General features: G+C 56.4%; 18 protein-coding genes. 13 read left to right on the top strand and 5 right to left on the bottom strand.

Going from position 1 to position 18,145, the window contains the following annotated elements:
- From IBT46_RS27240 to lpxO, 4 genes are all read left to right on the top strand, one after another.
- Nucleotides 1-191: hypothetical protein (locus IBT46_RS27240; protein ID WP_234480037.1), on the top strand; the 191-nt coding region annotated here is incomplete at its 5' end.
- A gap of 82 nt (nucleotides 192-273) precedes the next feature.
- A complete protein-coding gene (iraP, locus tag IBT46_RS08530) occupies nucleotides 274-534 on the top strand; it encodes an anti-adapter protein IraP (RefSeq protein WP_200545332.1) in 261 nt (86 codons plus the stop codon).
- A gap of 150 nt (nucleotides 535-684) precedes the next feature.
- The gene (locus IBT46_RS08535) at nucleotides 685-990 is read left to right on the top strand and encodes a PsiF family protein (RefSeq protein WP_200545333.1); all 306 of its coding nucleotides are present in this window, start codon (nucleotides 685-687) and stop codon (nucleotides 988-990) included.
- 236 nt (nucleotides 991-1,226) lie between these two features.
- Nucleotides 1,227-2,138: a lipid A hydroxylase LpxO gene (lpxO, locus tag IBT46_RS08540; RefSeq protein WP_200545334.1), complete on the top strand. Its 912-nt coding sequence runs from the start codon at nucleotides 1,227-1,229 to the stop codon at nucleotides 2,136-2,138.
- 82 nt (nucleotides 2,139-2,220) lie between these two features.
- Here lpxO and proC read toward each other — a convergent pair whose 3' ends face one another.
- A complete protein-coding gene (gene proC / locus IBT46_RS08545) occupies nucleotides 2,221-3,033 on the bottom strand; it encodes a pyrroline-5-carboxylate reductase (RefSeq protein WP_200545335.1) in 813 nt (270 codons plus the stop codon).
- 202 nt (nucleotides 3,034-3,235) lie between these two features.
- Between proC and IBT46_RS08550 the strand changes: the two genes are divergently transcribed.
- The 6 genes from IBT46_RS08550 (at nucleotide 3,236) to ppnP (ending at nucleotide 6,874) form a co-directional block, all read left to right on the top strand.
- On the top strand, nucleotides 3,236-3,691 hold the full coding sequence (locus IBT46_RS08550) for a YaiI/YqxD family protein (RefSeq protein WP_105590748.1): 456 nt from the start codon (nucleotides 3,236-3,238) through the stop codon (nucleotides 3,689-3,691).
- 169 nt (nucleotides 3,692-3,860) lie between these two features.
- On the top strand, nucleotides 3,861-4,385 hold the full coding sequence (gene aroL, locus IBT46_RS08555; RefSeq protein ID WP_200545336.1) for a shikimate kinase AroL: 525 nt from the start codon (nucleotides 3,861-3,863) through the stop codon (nucleotides 4,383-4,385).
- Between the two features lie 156 nt (nucleotides 4,386-4,541).
- The gene (locus IBT46_RS08560) at nucleotides 4,542-4,733 is read left to right on the top strand and encodes a YaiA family protein (protein ID WP_105590750.1); all 192 of its coding nucleotides are present in this window, start codon (nucleotides 4,542-4,544) and stop codon (nucleotides 4,731-4,733) included.
- A gap of 298 nt (nucleotides 4,734-5,031) precedes the next feature.
- Nucleotides 5,032-5,817, top strand: a complete 786-nt coding sequence (locus IBT46_RS08565) for an IclR family transcriptional regulator (RefSeq protein ID WP_200545337.1) — start codon at nucleotides 5,032-5,034, stop codon at nucleotides 5,815-5,817.
- The gene (locus IBT46_RS08570; protein WP_200545338.1) at nucleotides 5,814-6,491 is read left to right on the top strand and encodes an AroM family protein; all 678 of its coding nucleotides are present in this window, start codon (nucleotides 5,814-5,816) and stop codon (nucleotides 6,489-6,491) included. The genes IBT46_RS08565 and IBT46_RS08570 overlap by 4 nt, the downstream gene beginning before the upstream one ends.
- 92 nt (nucleotides 6,492-6,583) lie before the next feature.
- Nucleotides 6,584-6,874, top strand: coding sequence for a pyrimidine/purine nucleoside phosphorylase (gene ppnP, locus IBT46_RS08575; protein WP_105590753.1), 291 nt, complete (start codon nucleotides 6,584-6,586; stop codon nucleotides 6,872-6,874).
- A 49-nt stretch (nucleotides 6,875-6,923) separates the two neighbouring features.
- Here ppnP and rdgC read toward each other — a convergent pair whose 3' ends face one another.
- Entirely contained in the window at nucleotides 6,924-7,835 is a 912-nt protein-coding gene (gene rdgC / locus IBT46_RS08580) for a recombination-associated protein RdgC (protein WP_105590754.1), read from the bottom strand.
- A 145-nt stretch (nucleotides 7,836-7,980) separates the two neighbouring features.
- Here rdgC and mak point away from each other — a divergent pair, with 145 nt between their 5' ends.
- On the top strand, nucleotides 7,981-8,886 hold the full coding sequence (gene mak / locus IBT46_RS08585) for a fructokinase (protein WP_200545339.1): 906 nt from the start codon (nucleotides 7,981-7,983) through the stop codon (nucleotides 8,884-8,886).
- Nucleotides 8,887-9,001: 115 nt separating this feature from the next.
- Here the strand turns inward: mak and eat are convergent, their stop codons facing one another.
- Entirely contained in the window at nucleotides 9,002-10,366 is a 1,365-nt protein-coding gene (gene eat, locus IBT46_RS08590) for an ethanolamine permease (RefSeq protein WP_200545340.1), read from the bottom strand.
- A gap of 230 nt (nucleotides 10,367-10,596) precedes the next feature.
- On the opposite strand from eat, the gene IBT46_RS08595 reads away from it, so the two are divergent.
- Together IBT46_RS08595 and IBT46_RS08600 are read left to right on the top strand one after the other, a co-directional pair.
- Nucleotides 10,597-11,601, top strand: a complete 1,005-nt coding sequence (locus tag IBT46_RS08595) for a phosphotransferase enzyme family protein (RefSeq protein ID WP_200545341.1) — start codon at nucleotides 10,597-10,599, stop codon at nucleotides 11,599-11,601.
- Between the two features lie 149 nt (nucleotides 11,602-11,750).
- On the top strand, nucleotides 11,751-12,818 hold the full coding sequence (locus IBT46_RS08600; RefSeq protein ID WP_234480038.1) for an AraC family transcriptional regulator: 1,068 nt from the start codon (nucleotides 11,751-11,753) through the stop codon (nucleotides 12,816-12,818).
- 608 nt (nucleotides 12,819-13,426) lie between these two features.
- Here the strand turns inward: IBT46_RS08600 and IBT46_RS08605 are convergent.
- A complete protein-coding gene (locus IBT46_RS08605; protein ID WP_200545342.1) occupies nucleotides 13,427-16,798 on the bottom strand; it encodes an AAA family ATPase in 3,372 nt (1,123 codons plus the stop codon).
- Entirely contained in the window at nucleotides 16,795-18,015 is a 1,221-nt protein-coding gene (gene sbcD, locus IBT46_RS08610; protein ID WP_200545343.1) for an exonuclease subunit SbcD, read from the bottom strand. The genes IBT46_RS08605 and sbcD overlap by 4 nt, the downstream gene beginning before the upstream one ends.
- Nucleotides 18,016-18,145 lie beyond the last annotated feature (130 nt).

Genomic DNA, 18,145 nt, shown 5'->3' on the forward strand with positions numbered 1-18,145 from the left:
CGGAGGGGCGGCGGCGGCGGTCCTCACGGTGGATTTATGGGGCCGGGCCGATAATCACCGATGACCCCGGAGGTCGTTTGGGCTTCCGGGGTCTGTCCTGCATCTTCCTTTCTGTTGTTTTCATCTCGATAAATTTCAGCGAAACGTTTCGAAAAATTAAAAATGATTATTTGCTCTCTTTCAGTGCATAAGTAACGAAAATATAAAGCGAATACTGTTTTCTTTTATTTAAACCAGTGTTACCGTCTTGCTTTACCTTGCTGAGACAGTCGCATGAAAAATCTCATTGCAGAATTACTGATCAGGCTTGCAGAAAAAGAAACGGAATCCAAAGAACTGGTTGCCCAGGTGGAAGCATTAGAGATTGTCGTAACGGCGCTGTTACGTAAAACTGATGCAGAACAGCTGCGCCAGATAAATGAAAGTATTGATTCAGCAATCCAGACGGCTTCCGATGGCGAACAGCAACATCCGGAAGATCTCACGCTGCTGCAAAGCTATATTCAACGTCTGCTGAATCACCCCCGCCAGTAATTATTTTAGACAGAAGCTTTACCCCCTGCGACGACGGAGACGCTGTCAGCCGCTGTGATGTTGAATGCAAATCTCAGCACTTTTCCTCGCCGAATAGCAAAGCCGTGCCACACTTTACCCGTACTGAAAACAATAAGGGATGGGAAGAGTATGAAGATGAAAATGACGATCGCAATATTAATGCTATCGGCCGTCGCGGCGGGCTATGCGGGAGCTGCTGAGAAAACCGCACAGCAGCAAAAAATGACGGTTTGCAATCAGCACGCCGGCGAAAAAGGGTTGAAAGGCGATGATCGCAAAGCGTTTATGAGTAACTGTCTGAAAAAAGACGCAAAAGCTGAGGGAATGACGCCGCAGCAGATGAAAATGAAAACCTGTAATGCTGACGCAAGCCAAAAAGAACTGAAAGGCGATGCGCGTAAAGCCTTTATGAGTACCTGTCTGAAGAAAAGTTAACCGTCTACCAGACAAGTATACAGGACCATTCTAAATTAAGCGGCCACTCAGGCCGCTTATCTAAACCGCTATTAAACCGATAATCATTCACTGTTTCATGTCATCAATTTTGGCACTGGCGGATTAATTATTCCTGTTGCCTCTTATTAGAATTCCAGGCTTCACATTCTTTCCTGCGTGATCCGGGAGCACCGTACTCCTGTGTTTAACGTGGGCGTAAGCTAAGGAAGACTGACATGGTGGCTTTAATTATTATTGGTATCTTTGTGATTAGCGTTATCTATGCGCATTCGCGAGGCGCGGAAAAGCAGAAGTTCTCCAGGCAACTGTTCGACCACTCAACCTTCATGGCACCGGTAAATATGTTTATGACCGGTTTTTCTAAACTCCCCGCAAAGCAGCCCTACTTCGATCCTGCTGAATTCCCTGAGCTACAGCAGATAACCGACAACTGGCAGGCAATTCGTCAGGAGGCGCTGCAGCTTCAGGATCATATCAAAGCTTCGCAGACTCAGCAGGATGCAGGTTTTAACACCTTCTTTAAGCGTGGCTGGAAGCGTTTTTACCTCAAATGGTATGGCGATGCGCACCCTTCAGCGACGTCGCTTTGCCCGGTTACCAGTGAGCTGTTGAGTAAGATCCCTTCAATTAAAGCGGCCATGTTCGCCGAACTGCCTCCAGGGAGCCATTTGGGAAAACACCGCGATCCCTACGCGGGGTCCGTGCGTTATCACCTTGGGCTGGTAACGCCGAACGACGATCGCTGCTTTATTGAGGTCGACAGAGAGCGCCATAGCTGGCGCGATGGTGAGGCGGTACTGTTTGATGAAACCTACGTTCACTGGGCGCAGAATAAGACGGAGCAGACGCGCATTATCCTTTTTTGCGATATTGAACGCCCGATGAAATGGCGCTGGGCGCAGGCGGTGAATCATTGGGTCGGAGCGACGCTGATGTCTGCCGCCAGTTCGCCTAATGATGAAAACGATCGGGTTGGGGGGATTAATCGCATCTTTAAGTACGTCAACCGCCTGCGGGATGCCGGTCAGCGGCTAAAAAAACGTAATCGCAAGCTTTACTACTGGGTTAAGCACGGACTTATTGCGTTGATTTTTGCCATTATTATCGTGCCTGGCCTGATTCTTTAGTTCTCCGTTGGGCGGCGATATTTTACGCGGCGAGTAACATACGGGTTACTCGCCCTGGTTCGCGTAAAAATGAGAAAGTAAATTACGCCCGGCTCATCCGATCCGATTTAGCCATGCACTGCTGCATTGCTTCGATAACGGCAGCACGGAAGCCTTTCTCTTCCAGCACTTTTACCGCTTCGATAGTGGTACCGCCAGGAGAGCAAACCATATCTTTCAGTTCGCCCGGATGTTTACCGGTTTCCAGCACCATCTGCGCGGAGCCTTTTACTGCCTGGGCAGCGAAACGATAGGCCTGCGCGCGCGGCATTCCGCCCAGCACTGCCGCATCCGCCATCGCTTCAATAAACATAAACACGTAGGCCGGTGCCGAACCGCTTACGCCAACAACGGAATGGATCAGGTATTCCGGCACCAGTTCGGCTTTGCCAAAACCGTTAAAAATCTCAACGACTTCTTTCGCTTCCTCATGGGAAACCAGTACGTTTGGCGTCACCGACGTCATGCCTTCGTTAACCAGCGACGGCGTGTTCGGCATGACGCGAATAATTTTGCGGTCGTGGCCCAGCACGCTGGCCAGCGAGTCGAGCGTCACGCCCGCGGCGATAGATACCACAACGCTCTCTTTATTCAGGCTGTTGGCAATGTCCTTCAGTACGTTGAGGATGACGTTAGGTTTCACCGCACCAAACAGAATATCGGCCTCACGGGCGACGTCTTCCGCGCTTGCGGCCGGGGTAATGCCATACTGCTCCTGCATCATTTTATTGGTTGCCGGTTTGCGGTCGTAAACCCAGATATTCTCCGGCGTAACCTGCCCGGCGGCGACCAGTCCTGCAATGATAGCTTTCGACATATTGCCGCAGCCAATAAAACCGATTTTCTTGTCCACCATATTCTCCCTGCGAGTTCTGTAAAAAATGTGTGTGCTTATCTCATCCCTCCACCTTAACGCAGCTTTGAGCAGGCTTAAACCGAAAGGTTTTGGCCGAGTACCGTTCAGGCTAATTGGTGGGGTGTCGCAGATTAAGTTTGCCATTCGGCAAAAGAATGGGAAGATCGGTCTTATTATCAATTTTCAACGAAAGGAAGTGGTGATGCCAATCTGGGTAGATGCCGATGCGTGTCCAAAAGTAATCAAAGAAGTGCTGTACCGCGCGGCGGATCGTGAGCAGGTGATGGTGACGCTGGTAGCGAATCAGTCGCTCAGCGTACCGCCGTCGCGTTTCCTTCGTACGCTGCGAGTCGCACCTGGTTTTGACGTCGCTGATAATGAAATTGTCCAGCGCGCAGAAGCGGGCGATTTGGTGATTACCGCCGATATCCCACTGGCAGCGGAAGTGATGGAAAAAGGTGCCGTGGCACTCAATCCTCGCGGCGAACGTTACAGCGAGGCGACTATCCGCGAGCGCCTGACGATGCGTGATTTTATGGATACGATGCGGGCCAGCGGAGTGCAGACCGGTGGGCCGTCAACATTGAACCAGCGCGATCGTCAGGCCTTTGCTAACGAGCTGGACAAATGGCTACAGCAGCAAAAAAGGGCAAAATAGGCCCAGTGTAATTTATTTTTTACACATAATTTTTCATTTAAAACAGTGGTTTGTTTGTATTTTACTTTAACCTGACTGTAAATAAAACGTTACTGGTGGTTCCGGCAGAAAATGTCCGGTATTATGCCCGGCATTGTTCATTATTCCGCTTTGTTAGGAAAGTCCTGCTATGTCATTACCCATCTATCTCATCGGCGCTCGCGGCTGCGGGAAAACTACCGTTGGCCAGGCTTTGGCTGCGGCACTGGGTTATGACTTCTGCGATACCGACTATTATCTGCAACAGGTTAGCGGTAAGACCGTGGCGGAAATCGTTGCGGAAGAAGGATGGCCCGGCTTTCGCAGCCGTGAGTCTGCCTCGTTGATTGCTGTTACCGCGCCCGGCAAGGTGATCGCCACCGGTGGAGGCATGATTCTGGCTGCCGAGAATCGTCAGTTTATGCACGATAACGGGCACGTGATTTATCTCAACGCGCCGGCTGAAATTCTGGCCTCGCGGCTGGAAGCCTATCCTGAAAATGCGCAGCGCCCAACGCTGACCGGTCGTCCCATCGCTGAAGAAATGGCCGAGGTGCTTGCGGCCCGTGACCAGCTCTACCGGCAGGCTGCGCATCATATTGTTGATGCGATGCAGTCCCCGGAAGCCGTTGTGCAGCAGATCGTTAGCGCACTCTCGTTGGCCTGCGCCAGCTGATTTTCTTTGCCGCTCAGCGGTACGGATAATTCTGCTTCTCCTCCCTCCCGGCGTTAAGCCGCTGATAATGTCTATAATTACATCAGGTCCGGATACGGATCTGACTTCGTAGAGATATCAGCGGCTCAGATCGCTAACCACAGGAGGGAACGTGATATGCCAGGTAAACCACCCTATCCACGCCATGCCTCGGTTGTGCCGGTGAACAAGGGCGCACCCGACAATACCGTCATCTGGTACGAACTGCGTGCCGATCATCCTAAGCCAGATTCCCTGATCAGCGAGCACGAAACCGAACAGGAAGCGCTGGATGCCAAAGCGCGATACGAAGATCGTTCTAAAGAGTAAGCGCCGGGCAGGGATGCCGTATTACGATTTCTTCATCTTCCATTTTCATTCGGAGAGTATTTTCTACTTGGCCGCTTCGGCGGTAGCATAACCCTCTGCCGTTAAATCCTGTTTCACTACAATATTTTCTCTCACTTGTGATTTCCAACAGGAATATTTCCTCTCCACGTGGTTAAGCCACTTCCCGTGTTTTTGCCATGCTCAAGCTGGAATTTATAATTCTTGACCGGCGATCCTGCCGACCGTAGGGTGAATTAACAAAACAGGAACATGAGTTCCTGAAAATGGAACTCACCGAATGACAACGTTAGAAAACGCGACGGCGGTACTCAAATTATTTAACCAGCAGGGCCTGGTACAGGGGCAGCAGGGGCTGTCGTTTACTGACGTAGTGGCGGCGCTGAACCTGCCGAAAAGTACCGTCTCACGGCTGCTGGCGACCATGGAAAGCCAGGGACTACTTGAACGAAATCCCGACACGCGTTGCTTCCACCTCGGACAGATGCTGCTGTCTCTGGCCAGCCACTATCTCTCCACGCCGCTGGTCGATGGGGCTTCATCGATGATGGCGAGGCTGGCCGCGGAATCCAGCTGCACCGGCTATATATCGGTGCTGGAAGGGCGCGATGTGCTGGTGATGCGCATGTTCCAGGGGCGAATGTATGTTCAGGCCGTCACGCCGCCGGGGAGCCGCTTTCCTGCGGCGGAAACCTCTGTTGGGCGCGCTATTTTATCCCGCTACAGCGATGACTATGTGCGTAATCTCTATGCCGGAGCCTGGCGAGTTAGTTCGCCTAATTCCCCGCAAACGATTCAGCAGCTGCTGGCAGAGTTAGATCGTATTCGCGAGTGCGGCTGGGCGCTGGCTCGTAACGAAGCCCTACCGGGCATCAGTGCTATTGCCACCACGCTCAGCAATAAACACCGGGGAGAGACCGTGGCTTTGAGCCTCTCTTTTCCAACGCAAAACCAGGATCAACTCTTTTCACCTATCGCGCTGGATGCGCTGCAAATGGTTACCCGCCAGTTGGCTGGCAAGTACGGGGACCGTGCCGTTTTTACATCGCGGAGCAGTAATCTATGAATAACACCCTGGTCACGCTGACTCCCGGGCAGTCAACAAATAGTGACATTGTTCCACTGCTGCTGGAGCATCTGCCAGCCGATCGTATTGTCCACAGTGGCCTGTTAGACGGCCTGACGCCCGCGCAGATTGAACAGCAGTACGGTGCCGTGGCGGCCGAAAACGTGATGTCGATTCATTTGAATGACGGCAGCAAGCTGCTGCTTTCTGCGGCCTGCATTGAGCGCGGTCTTCAGCAGCGTATAGACCAGTTAGAGCGCTCGGGCTACGAAATCATTCTGCTGCTTAGCAGTGAAAAGTTCAGTGGGCTGACGACCCGACATGCCACGTTGCTGGAACCAGACCGCATTGTTCCACCGCTGGTTGAGGCTATCGTTGAAGGCCATCAGGTGGGGATTATGCTGCCGCAGGATGGCCTGAAGGAGCGGCTGGCGGGAAAATGGAAAAATCTCTCTTATCCGCCCTGTTTTGCCGTTGCCAGCCCGGAGCACCCGGACGAGGAACGGTTAATCGATGCGGCGCTGTCGTTGCAGGAGCAGGGGGCGGATGTGGTGGTGCTCGACAGTATTGGCTACCAGCAGCGGCATCGTGATTTTTTACAGAAACTGTTAGGGATACCCGTGCTGTTGCCAAACGTACTGGTGGCCAGGCTGGCGGCAGAACTGCTGCTGTAAAGGTCACTCAGACCGGTGAAAAAGCGTGACAGCCCGGTAAAAATGCCTCTATATTGCCTGCTTACCTTTGTATCTGATTTTAAGGAATTTATATGCTCAACGTTAGTGAGTATTTCGACGGTAAAGTGAAGTCTATTGGTTTTGACAGCGCCAGCACCGGCCGCGCCAGCGTTGGCGTGATGGCGGAAGGTGAATACACCTTTGGTACCGCACAGGCGGAAGAAATGACCGTAGTAAGCGGCTCACTGAAAGTGCTGCTGCCGGGCGAAGCCGAGTGGAAATACTATCAGCCGGGTGATGTGTTCAATGTGCCTGGCCACAGTGAGTTCCATCTTCAGGTTGCCGAGCCTTCTGCTTATCTGTGCCGCTATCTGAAAGATTAATCTGCGAAATCCAGCAAAAGGCGCGCCCCGGCGCGCCTTTTGCTATCCGTTAGCGCTGGGCTTCGCCGCCTAATGCTTCAACGGTATTGCTAATCAGCGCGGCCAGTTCACCGGTCATCAGAATAAAATCGGCATCGAAGCGGCCGGAAACATCTTCCCGATCGATATCATCATTCTGCTCACGCAGCGTATCGGCAAATTTCAGGCGCTTGAGTGAGCCATCATCCGACAGCACAAATTGAATGCGCTCCTGCCAGTCCAGCGCCAGTTTAGTCACCAGTTTGCCGGCTTCAATATGGTTAGCGATCTCATCGCAAACCAGATCCTGTTTTTTACAGCGGATTACGCCGCCGTCTTCCAGAATCGCTTTCAGTTCGGCTTCATCCATCAGCGCAAATCCGGCAGGCAGATCGCCTGAGCGCACCCATTCGGTCATCGTCAGCTCAATCGGGCTTTCCAGCGTCAGTGGCACCACCGGCAGTGAACCGAGGCTTTTACGCAGCAGGGCGAGCGTGTCTTCGGCTTTTTTCGCACTGGCGCAGTCAACCATAATCAGGTTGTTTACCGTGTCGATCCACAGCCAGGTCTGGCTGAAGCGGCTGAAGGCGCGCGGCAGCAGGCTGTGCAGCACTTCATCTTTCAGCGAGTCTTTTTCGGTTTTTTTCAGCTTGCGCGACTGTTCGTGTTCCAGCTTGCTGATTTTGGCTTCCAGCGCCTGCTTAATCACCGGAGAAGGCAGAATTTTCTCTTCTTTGCGGGCGCAGATCAGGATCTGACCGTTGGTGACGTGGGTTAGCGCGTCGCTGCGCGGGCCGATAGGGGAAACCCAGCCGGTTTTCGCCATATCCTGACTGCCGCAGGGGGTGAAAGAGAAGGCATCGAGCTGTTTTTCCATCTCGTCTGCCGCCAGTGGGATCTCGCGATTAAGACGATAAACCATCAAATTTTTAAACCACAGCATGGTGCATTCCCTCTCAGGGCGCGTAAATGGCGCGCAAGTTCAAAGTCAGCGCGCATGATAACGAATCAGCGGCGGTGTTTCATTGCCTTTCAGCCTTTCGCCTTCTAAGGTAATGATCTGAACGTTAAATTATAAGGAATAACGGGTGCGTATCGGTATCGATTTGGGTGGCACGAAAACAGAAGTGATTGCGCTGTCAGACCAGGGTGAAGAGCTGTATCGCTACCGCGTACCCACGCCGCGTAACGACTATGAGCAGACGCTGGCGGCTATTACCGATTTGGTGAAGCGAGCCGAAGCGGCCACGGGGCAGCGGGGAACGGTAGGGATGGGGATTCCCGGCACGCTGTCACCGGTAACCGGACTGGTCAAAAACGCTAACTCCACCTGGCTGAACGGCAGGCCGCTGGATAAAGACTTACAGCGTCTGCTCGGGCGTGAAGTTCGTATTGCCAATGATGCAAACTGCCTGGCCGTGTCTGAAGCGGTGGACGGCGCTGCCGCCGGGATGCAAACGGTCTTTGCGGTGATCATTGGCACCGGCTGCGGTGCAGGCGTGGCGCTGAACGGCCAGGCGCACAGCGGTGGTAACGGTAACGCCGGAGAGTGGGGGCATAATCCGCTGCCGTGGATGGATGAAGACGAGCTGAACTACCGCCGCGAAGTGCCCTGCTACTGCGGCAAAGCGGGCTGCATCGAAACCTTTATTTCCGGCACCGGTTTTGCCACCGACTACCAGCGGCTCAGCGGCATCGACCGCAAAGGTGCGGAAATTATTCAGCAGATCGAGCAGCAGGACCCGGTAGCAGAGCTGGTGATGAGCCGCTATGAACTGAGACTGGCGAAATCGCTGGCGCACGTGGTGAATATTCTTGATCCGGATATGATCGTGCTGGGCGGGGGCATGAGTAACGTCAGCAGGCTGTATCAGACCGTGCCGCAGCTGGTCAAAAACTGGGTATTCGGCGGCGAGTTTGCCACCCCGATTCGCCAGGCGGTACATGGTGACTCCAGCGGCGTGCGCGGAGCTGCTTGGCTGTGGCCGCTATAAGCCCTGGAGTCGCCACGCCTTTCTCTGAGCTGTAAACGAAAAGGGCACGGCCGTCGCGATGATGGCCGTGCCCGGATGACTAAGGTCTGCCTGAGCAGAACAACGGATTTAGGGTTTATTCGCCCTGAAGCATGACATCACGCGGTGCGTTATCACGCAGGCTTTTGGTCATCAGGAACCAGATGTAGGCCACCGCCATCAGTCCAACGAAGACGGCACCGATCAGCGGGTTAAACCACAGCATGGCAATCAGGCAAACCACCGCCAGCACCAGCGCGATGCCCGGAACAATCGGATAACCTGGTGCAAGGAAGCTGCGATCCAGTTCTGGTGCGCTGCGGCGCAGGCGGAACAGGCTCAGCATACTCATCAGATACATCACAATCGCGCCAAACACGGCCATGGTAATCATCGCGGCGGTCAGCGTCATGCCCTGCAGGTTTATCCAGCTGTCGCTGAAAATGGCCGCAATACCAATCACGCCACCGGCGATAATTGCCCGGTGCGGTGTCTGAAAGCGTGACAGTTTAGCCAGACCGGCAGGCAGATATCCGGCGCGGGAAAGGGCAAAGAACTGACGCGAATAGCCGAGAATAATGCCGTGGAAGCTGGCAATCAGTCCAAACAGCCCAATCCACACCAGCATATGCATCCAGTTCGAGTTGCTGCCGACGATCATCTTCATTGCCTGCGGCAGCGGATCGTTGATATTCGACAGGGTACGCCAGTCACCGGCTCCGCCCGCCATCAGCATCACGCCAATTGCCAGCACCACCAGGGTCAGAATACCGGCGATATAGGCGCGGGGAATGGTCCGTTTCGGATCTTTCGCTTCCTCTGCCGCCATCGCTGCGCCCTCGATAGCGAGGAAGAACCAGATGGCAAACGGAATGGCGGCAAAGATGCCGGATACCGCAGGCAGGCCAAAGTGTTCTCCGCCCGCCCAGCCGTTGGCGGCAAAGTTCGTGATGCTGAACCCCGGGGCGACCACGCCCATAAATACCAGCAGCTCCAGTACCGCCAGCACCGTCACTACCAGCTCGAACATGGCCGCCAGCTTCACGCCAAGAATATTCAACGTCATAAACACCACATAGGCCCCGACGGCGGCATATTTGGGGTTCAGTTCCGGGTATTGCACGTTCAGATAAGCGCCGATAGCCATGGCGATTGCCGGTGGTGCAAAGACAAATTCGATCAGCGTAGCCATACCGGCAATCAGGCCACCGGTTTCACCAAATGCGCGGCGGCTGTAGGCAAACGGACCGCCGGCATGGGGAATCGCCGTAGTCAGTTCGGTAAAGCTGAAAATAAAGCAGCTGTACATCGTCGCGACCATTAACGTCGTTAGCAGAAAGCCCAGCGTTCCCGCCACGCCCCAGCCATAGCTCCAGCCAAAATATTCCCCTGAAATCACCAGCCCTACCGCAATGCCCCACAGGTGTATTGTCCCTAATGCGGGCTTCAAAGTGTTGTTCATAGCGTATTCCCCGTCATTGATGTTGTCGTGACCCGATAATGACGCTGGCCCCTGAGGGAAACTTGACGGCAGCAATGAGATTTGTCACCTGAGGTCAACTTAATCATCTGAAAAGCGTGCGCTGCACGCTGCGGTCAAAACTGGGTTGTTTAAGGTCAAGCTGGAAACCGTCGGGTACAGGATGCTGAAGGCACGGAAGTAGAGCCCAACGCTGACTATGGAGCCTGATAATGACCGCCAAACAATATGACACCCTGAGTAATGAAGCGCTGCTGCGCCTGGCCGAACGTGCATTAAGTCGCTATGCGCCTTCGTTACAGGGAAAACTGAGCCTGCTGTGTCGTTCAGAGAATGCGACCTTTTTGCTACAGGCCGCTGGAAAACGCTATGCCCTGCGGCTGCACCGTGCCGACTATCATCAGCGGGCGGATATTGAAAGTGAACTGCACTGGCTCGATGCCCTGCGCCAGACCGGTATTGAAGTGCCGCAGGCGGTGAGCGATGTTGAAGGGCAGAGAGTGCAGACTCTGACGATGGCGGACGGCTCGGTGCGCCACGCCGTGCTGTTCAACTGGATAGAAGGGGAGATGCCGGGCACCGACGTTGATCCGCGCGCCTTCCAGCAGTTGGGGAACATCACCGCACGCCTGCATCAGCACAGCCGCAGCTGGCAGCGCCCGGCGGGCTTTCAGCGGATCGTCTGGGATCACCACACGATGGTCAGCCCGCAGAGCCACTGGGGAGACTGGCGCGATGCGCCGAATCTCCGTCCTGCCGATCACCGGATCGTTGATGAAGCCATTGTGCGGGTTGGCGAAGAGATGGCCGATTTTGGTAAAGATCCGCAGCGCTACGGCCTGATTCACGCCGATCTGCGTTTGACGAACCTGCTGCTGGACAATGGTCAGACGCGGGTGATCGATTTTGACGACTGCGGTTTCGGCTGGTATCTGCACGATCTGGCGGCGGCGATTAGCTTTGTTGAGCATCATCCCCGCGCCGGTGAATGGGTGGACAACTGGCTGCGCGGTTACGAACAGGTGGCACACATTAGCGATGCCGATATGGAGAAAGTGCCGACGCTGCTGATCCAGCGCCGTATTCAGCTACTTGCCTGGGCGGGATCGCACGCGGAAACGGAAATGGCCCAGAGCCTGGGATCGCGCTGGGCGGATCATTCGGTTCGTCTCTGCCGCTTCTATCTGGAGAGCGACGGGCTGCCGATCGGCGCGTGATCCTGCACCGCCAGCGAGCAACATTGCGCGCTGGCGGTGCCTGGTACGCTGTCGAACGACGCTAACATGTTGATTTTCACTCAGGATGCAGTTGGTACGATATTTGCTGTTAATCAGGGTATCTACGGCGGCATAAGGTGATGATGATCATGCAAACTTTACTGAACAGACATCCCGATATCAGCCATGTTCTGCACAGCGGAAGCGTCAGCAATCGCGGTGTGCTGGCCGCGGCAGCCAGCGGATTAAGTGGTTTTATCAGTGAGCGTGGCGGTGACGTTGACCGCATCTTCGGCATCAGCGGTATTGATGCCGAACTGCTGGCCCAGCCGACATTGAGTCTGGGGTTGATTAACTACTGCCGGGTGATGGAAGAATCGGCACGCTATTCGGACAGTGATAACTTCGGTTTACACTACGGTAGGCAGTTTAAACCGCAGTCATTAGGGTTGATTGGCTATATCGGGCTGTGCAGCGCAACGCTGGAGCAGGCCCTGCACAATGTCGTTCATGCTTTCCCGTGGCACCAGCGCGATACGTTAACGCGGCTGGTGGACAAAGGCGACAGCTGGCGGCTGGATTATCAGGTGCGCCACGGTGCGATTCTTTGCCGCCGTCAGGATGCTGAATTAACGCTGGGTATGTTCCTCAATCTTATTCGCCACGTAGCGGGCAAAAACTGGGCTCCGCGCGAGGTGCATTTTGAGCATCCGCGCCCTGAGCAGTGGCACGAGCACTGTAAGGTGTTTGATGCCCCGGTTTATTTCGATCAGCCGTTTAACTCTCTGGTGATTATGAAGCGGGATCTGGCTCGCGCGATGCCGGACAGCGATCCGCTGTTGTTAGGGGTGATGCAGGATGCTATCAGGCGGCTTAATGCCAGTGCCAGCCAGCAGAATCTTATCGACCGGGCGCGTTCTCAGGTGAATATGGCTTTGCTACAGGGAGAGCCGACACTGGAGGACGTGGCGGAAAATATGGGGATGTCGAGCTGGTCATTGCAGCGCCGTCTGCGGGAAGAAGGGGTGAGTTTTACCGCGCTGGTCGACAAGGTGCGCTGTGAGATGGCGACCCACTATTTGCAGCAGCGGCAGCTGCCGATTTCTGAGATGGCTTTGCTGCTGGGGTATTCCGAGGTGAGTGCATTTTCCCGCGCCTTCCGCCGCTGGTTTGGCGTGAGTCCGCGCCAGTGGCGGCAGGAGGAGCAGGCGAGTTAACGTTTGCATCGTGTGGCGCAGCCGCAGCTTGATTTATGCGATCTGCTGAATTGTAGATTTTTTGAGAATGGATCTGGTGTTGTCTGGCATTTTAGCGCTCTGCGCTGACTGGCAGCAGCCCCGGACTGGCGGTCCTCACGTCGCGCGCTGCGCGATACCTTCGCTCCGTTCGTCGGTCTGCCGGAGCGGCACGGACGGGACGTCCTTGTCCCGGCCGCACCTTGCGCCCGCGTCCTGCGGGCTTAACCTGACCTTCTCACTGCGCTCAGCGCTGCGGATTGCCATTCCAGGGCACCTGCCTGTCTTCGCGTTGATAAGGCAGTGGTCTTTACTACGCAGCGAGCAAAATGAAAAAAGGGGAACGGCCTCTGCCGGGGCTGCCGGGCAATCCGCAGCGCTGAGGGGAAGGCAGCTGGCCAGGAGCCGCCAACAGGGACGTTGGCGGCAGGCGGAGCCGGGTCATGGATGACACGTCTTCGCCGGTCCGTGCGGCCGGATGCGTGAGCCGAGGGGACCGCAACGCGGCGCGAGGACCCGCCCGGCAGCCCCGGCAGAGGCCGGGCACCGATCACCTGTGTTCCAGCGAATTACCTACTCACAGACGGCACTTATCCCGTCGTCGTCTCCAGCCGACTGTAGCCCAGGCCGTTAATCTTACGCACCCGAATCTGAACCGGAATGCGCTCCTTCATCGCCTCAACGTGGCTGATCACCCCAATGGTTTTACCGCTGGCGTTTAATGCATCCAGCGCATCCAGCGCGCTGTCCAGCGTCTCGGCATCCAGCGTACCGAAGCCCTCATCCAGGAATAGCGACTCGATTCGCGTCTTGTGGCTGACCAGATCGGAAAGCGCCAGCGCCAGCGCCAGACTGACCAGGAAACTCTCGCCGCCGGACAGCGTGCGTGTGTCGCGGCGGGCGTCCGCCTGCCAGGTGTCCACTACCTCCAGCTCCAGCACTTCCTGCGTTTTGCGCTGGAGCAGATAGCGGCCGTGCAGGCGGTTGAGCTGATTGTTTGCCAACCATACCAGGTGATCGAGCGTCAGTCCCTGGGCAAACCGGCGGAACTTATCACCATCACGTGAGCCGATCAGCTGATTCAGATACGCCCAGTCCTCTACCCGCTGCTCGTTCTCAGCGATCTGCGCCAGAAGCGACTGAAGCTGCTGGCGGCGCGAGGCATCATAGCTCAGCTGCTGGCGAAGCTGCCCCTGCAATCCGGCATTCTCACGCAGCTGGCGGTTCAGCTCCGCCACGCTGGCGGCCAGCGCTTCGCGCACGGCACTGCTATCCTGGCTGCCTTCCTTCTGCTGGTTGAGCTTCTCTTCGCACTCCTTCAGACGCGCCACAATCACCAGCTGCTGTGCATCCAGCGACTGAAGCTGGCCGAGCTGGGTGTTTACCAGGTCCTGCTGTTGCTGCCAGAGCTGTTGATAGCGGCGGGTGGCCGTCGCATGCGCGGTGGCCTGTTCGCGCAGCTGCTGCTGAACATGCGCGATAACGCGATCGCCAAACAGTTGCTGACGCTGCTGCTGGCAGTGAGCCAGTGCCTGCTGCTGCTCGGCGATGCGCTGGTTTTGTGCCTCCAGCTGTGCCTGCTGCTGCGCCAGCTCCTCGTCCAGCGCCTGCTGACGGCTGCTCAGGGTTGCCAGCTCCGGTATCAGCTGCGTCAGCGCGGTGGCGTTCTGCTGCCACTGCTGCCAGTGCTGTTCACGCAGCTGCAGCCAGCCGTGATAGTCGCCGTTTTCCGGCAGCGTCAACTCCAGCGGCCGCAGGCTGTCGGCCAGTGCGCTACGCTGTTGAGCAGCCTGCTGCTCTTCCTGTACCAGCTGCTGACGCTGTTCCTCCAGCTGGCGGCTGGCGGAATCATGCTGCTGCTGATGGAGCTGCGTTTGCTGCTGCAGCGTTTGCATCGCCTGCTGCTGCTGGTAGAGATGTTCTTTCTGCTGCTGGCAGTGGCGCTCTGCCTGCTCAAGCGCATTCAGCTGCTGCTGCTGTTTCTGCTCCCGCTGCTCCTGTTCTTGCAGCCAGGCCGTGAACTGCTCGCCGTCGTCAGGGGTGAAGGTCAGCCCCAGCGCCTGCACCGCATTCTGCCATCGCTTTTCCAGCTGGGCAGCCTGCTCGTTGGCCTCCTGACGATCCTGCTTCAGCCGTTCCTCCTGCCGCTGCCACTGCTTCAGCTGTTCCGCACAGGCGCTGCCGCGCTCTTTTAGTTCCTGCTCCTGCCGTTCTAGTTCTGCCAGCCGCTGCTGCGTTTCCGACAGCTGCAGCGCCTGATATTCCGCGACGGCAGGATGATCGGCTGAACCGCACAGTGGGCAGGGGTGACCCGGCTCCAGGCGGGCGCGATGTTCTTCAAGGCTGGCAATGCGCTGCTCAAGGTCGCGGCGCGCCTTAACATCCTGCAAATGCTGGTTTTTCTCTTTCCAGCTGGTGCGTAGCGTAAGTAACTGCTCACTAGTCTGCGTTATTTCACGTGCCAGTTGCTGGTCATCCTGCTGCAAACGGCTGCGCCGGGTGGTTAACAGCTGCCACTGTGGTTGTAGCGTAGCAAGCTGCTGGCGCTGTGGGCGCTGCTGGGAAAACTGTTCCAGCTCTCCGCGCAGGGATTCGGCAGAATGCTGCTGTTGCAGGGGGCTCAGTACCTGTTCAGCCTTTTCCAGCGCCTGCTGCGCTCCGGTCAGCTGCTGCTGGAGCGGTACAGCCTGCTGAGCGAGCTGCTGACGGGTACGGTCAAGCTGGTGAAGTTCCTGCTGCTGGGCCTCAATACGCAGGCGCAGTGCGGAGAGTGACTGCTCACTTTTTTGCTGCTGGCTGAAACGTTCGCGCCATAGCGGCAGGGATTCGCCATACTGCGCGAAGCGGGGATGAGCATCCTGCCACTGCTGAAGCTTCTGCTGCGCCGCCAGTTTATCCTGCTGAATCTGCTGGTTTTTTATTCGCTCCTGCTGGCGTGCCTGATACGACTGTTGGTGCTTACTTCGCTCCTGCTCCAGCTGTTTCAACAGATCGCCCAGTGAAGACAGCTGGTGATCGAGGGGAATGACCTGCTCGGCAATCAGCGTTTCCTGCACCAGCCTTTGCGCCTGATGCTGCTCTTCCGCCTGCTGTGCCTGCTGCCGCTGTTGTGCTGCACTGTCCAGCGCGTCCCGCGTTTGCCTGAGTTGCTCCGTCAGCCGCTGCTGTTGCTGGACAAGATGACTCTGATCCTGCCGGAGCTGCTCAAGCTGCTGCCATTCCTGTAGCTGCTGTTGCTGCTGATGCTGTTGCGAAGTGAGTACCTGCTCATCGGCCAACAGTTGCACCAGGCGGTCGCTGAATTCCTGCTGCTGCTCATCGCTGAGCAGATCCATTCCCGAGGCCTGGGTGCGCATGCCGTCGAGTTCGGTTTTTGCCAGCTTGTGGCGCTCGAAGACCTGCGCCGACAGCCGACCGTAGATTTCAGTACCGGTCAGCTCTTCCAGCAGCTCGGCACGTTTGTTGGCATCGGCGTTCAGGAAGGCGGCGAACTGCCCCTGCGACAGCATCATCGATTTAGTAAAGCGCTCAAAGTCCAGGCCGGTAAGGCTGGCAATCATTTCCAGCTTATCTTTGACCTTGTCGGCGACGATCTGATTATCTTCACAGCGCGCCAGCTCCACGCGCGGAGCCTGAAGATTGCCGTCGGCGGCACCGCGTGCGCGGTTCTGGCTCCAGAAGGCGCGCCATGCCACGCCTTTCACTTCAAATTCCACTTCCGCCAGGCATTCTGCCGTATCGCGGGTCATCAGGTCGTTCTGCGACTGGGTGATACTCTTCAGGCGCGGGGTTTCGTGATACAGCGCGAGGCAGATGGCGTCCAGCAGGGTGGTTTTCCCGGCTCCGGTCGGGCCGGTAATGGCAAACAGCCCGTTGCTGGCAAAAGGCTCGGCGCTGAAGTCGATTTTCCATTCGCCCTTCAGCGAGTTCAGATTCTTAAAGCGTAAGGTTAAAATTTTCACGGCTGCTCCTCATGGCGTACCGCTTCCAGCATCTGCGCGAACAGGGCTTCCGCGCGCGCCAGCCGTTCCGGCTCGCCCTCCTCCAGCGCCAGACGGCGGGCAAACACCTCTTCCACGCTAAGCTCGCTGAGGGTTTCATTATTCTGCCGGGCGATAACCCGCTCACGCTGCTCGCGGCTGCGGCGAAGCAGTACCACCTCTACCGGCAGTGTTTCGGTCAGCTGCTGAATGCGGCGCTGAAGTTCGCTGAGCCAGTCGTCGGTGACGATTTCGATATCCAGCCAGATTAATTTTCCCTGCGGGTCCGGCTCCAGTGCGGCCAGCTGCGCTTCAATCTCTTCCAGAGAGCCTTTGATCATCCGCATCGGCTGGAATAGCGGGATCGATAACGGGGTGACCTGGCTTAGCGCGCCGTCGGCAAAATCCACCACAAATACGCTTTTCTCTTTGCCCAGCTCATCAAAACTGAGTGGAATCGGTGAACCGCTGTAGCGAATGTGTTCGCTATTGGCCACGCGCTGGGCGCGATGGATATGACCGAGCGCAATATAGTCGGCAGGCGGGAAGGCATCGGCCGGGAAAGCATCCAGCGTGCCGATGTAAATATCACGCACCGCATCGCTTTTGGTCACACCCATGGTAGTCAGATGTCCGGTAGCGATGACCGGCAGCGTCAGATTCAGAGCCGTCCGCTGCGCCAGGGCCTCCTGCCAGCAGCGTTGATAGTGGTCGGTAATCGCCTCCAGCAATGTTTGCTGTTTGTCGCGCCCCGACTGGCCGCTCTGGCTGCGCATAATGTCACGTGGGCGCAGGAAGGGAATGGCGCACAGCATCGCCCCCGGCTGGCCGTCACGGGTGTTGAGCACCAGCACCTGGTCACGGATATCGTCACTGGCGGCGGCGATCACCCGGGTGTTCAGGCAGGCCAGCAGCTCGCGCGATTCATTCAGCGTCGCCACCGAATCGTGGTTGCCGCCCAGCACCACCAGCTGGCAGCCGGTCTGCTGTAAATTCACCACGAAGCGGTTATACAGCTCGCGTGCATAGCTTGGTGGCGATCCGGTATCAAAAATATCACCGGCGACTATAATCGCATCAGCCTGCTGCGCTTCTGCCTGCTCCAGCAGCCAGTCGAGAAAGGCCTGATGTTCAGCCGCCCGGCTTTTGGTATAGAAAAACTGCCCGAGATGCCAGTCGGCGGTATGAATGATGCGCATGTCACTCCCTGCATAGCCTGATGATGTTGCGAGGGATTATAAACGCTGTTGCTGTTCACGGGGCAAGTGATTGCCGGCGGTCAGGTTGAAATCATCCACGCTGCTTTTTCGCTATGCTCCCGATTTCGGG

Source organism: Erwinia sp. S38, from assembly GCF_016624545.1.
Classification (GTDB): Bacteria; Pseudomonadota; Gammaproteobacteria; order Enterobacterales; family Enterobacteriaceae; genus Erwinia; species Erwinia coffeiphila.

Bases quoted from the DNA above. Each gene is read 5' to 3' on its own strand.
- iraP (WP_200545332.1), top strand. From the start codon at position 274: ATGAAAAATCTCATTGCAGAATTACTGATCAGGCTTGCAGAAAAAGAA.
- IBT46_RS08535 (WP_200545333.1), top strand. From the start codon at position 685: ATGAAGATGAAAATGACGATCGCAATATTAATGCTATCGGCCGTCGCG.
- lpxO (WP_200545334.1), top strand. From the start codon at position 1,227: ATGGTGGCTTTAATTATTATTGGTATCTTTGTGATTAGCGTTATCTAT.
- proC (WP_200545335.1), bottom strand. From the start codon at position 3,033: ATGGTGGACAAGAAAATCGGTTTTATTGGCTGCGGCAATATGTCGAAA.
- IBT46_RS08550 (WP_105590748.1), top strand. From the start codon at position 3,236: ATGCCAATCTGGGTAGATGCCGATGCGTGTCCAAAAGTAATCAAAGAA.
- aroL (WP_200545336.1), top strand. From the start codon at position 3,861: ATGTCATTACCCATCTATCTCATCGGCGCTCGCGGCTGCGGGAAAACT.
- IBT46_RS08560 (WP_105590750.1), top strand. From the start codon at position 4,542: ATGCCAGGTAAACCACCCTATCCACGCCATGCCTCGGTTGTGCCGGTG.
- IBT46_RS08565 (WP_200545337.1), top strand. From the start codon at position 5,032: ATGACAACGTTAGAAAACGCGACGGCGGTACTCAAATTATTTAACCAG.
- IBT46_RS08570 (WP_200545338.1), top strand. From the start codon at position 5,814: ATGAATAACACCCTGGTCACGCTGACTCCCGGGCAGTCAACAAATAGT.
- ppnP (WP_105590753.1), top strand. From the start codon at position 6,584: ATGCTCAACGTTAGTGAGTATTTCGACGGTAAAGTGAAGTCTATTGGT.
- rdgC (WP_105590754.1), bottom strand. From the start codon at position 7,835: ATGCTGTGGTTTAAAAATTTGATGGTTTATCGTCTTAATCGCGAGATC.
- eat (WP_200545340.1), bottom strand. From the start codon at position 10,366: ATGAACAACACTTTGAAGCCCGCATTAGGGACAATACACCTGTGGGGC.
- IBT46_RS08595 (WP_200545341.1), top strand. From the start codon at position 10,597: ATGACCGCCAAACAATATGACACCCTGAGTAATGAAGCGCTGCTGCGC.
- IBT46_RS08600 (WP_234480038.1), top strand. From the start codon at position 11,751: ATGCAAACTTTACTGAACAGACATCCCGATATCAGCCATGTTCTGCAC.
- sbcD (WP_200545343.1), bottom strand. From the start codon at position 18,015: ATGCGCATCATTCATACCGCCGACTGGCATCTCGGGCAGTTTTTCTAT.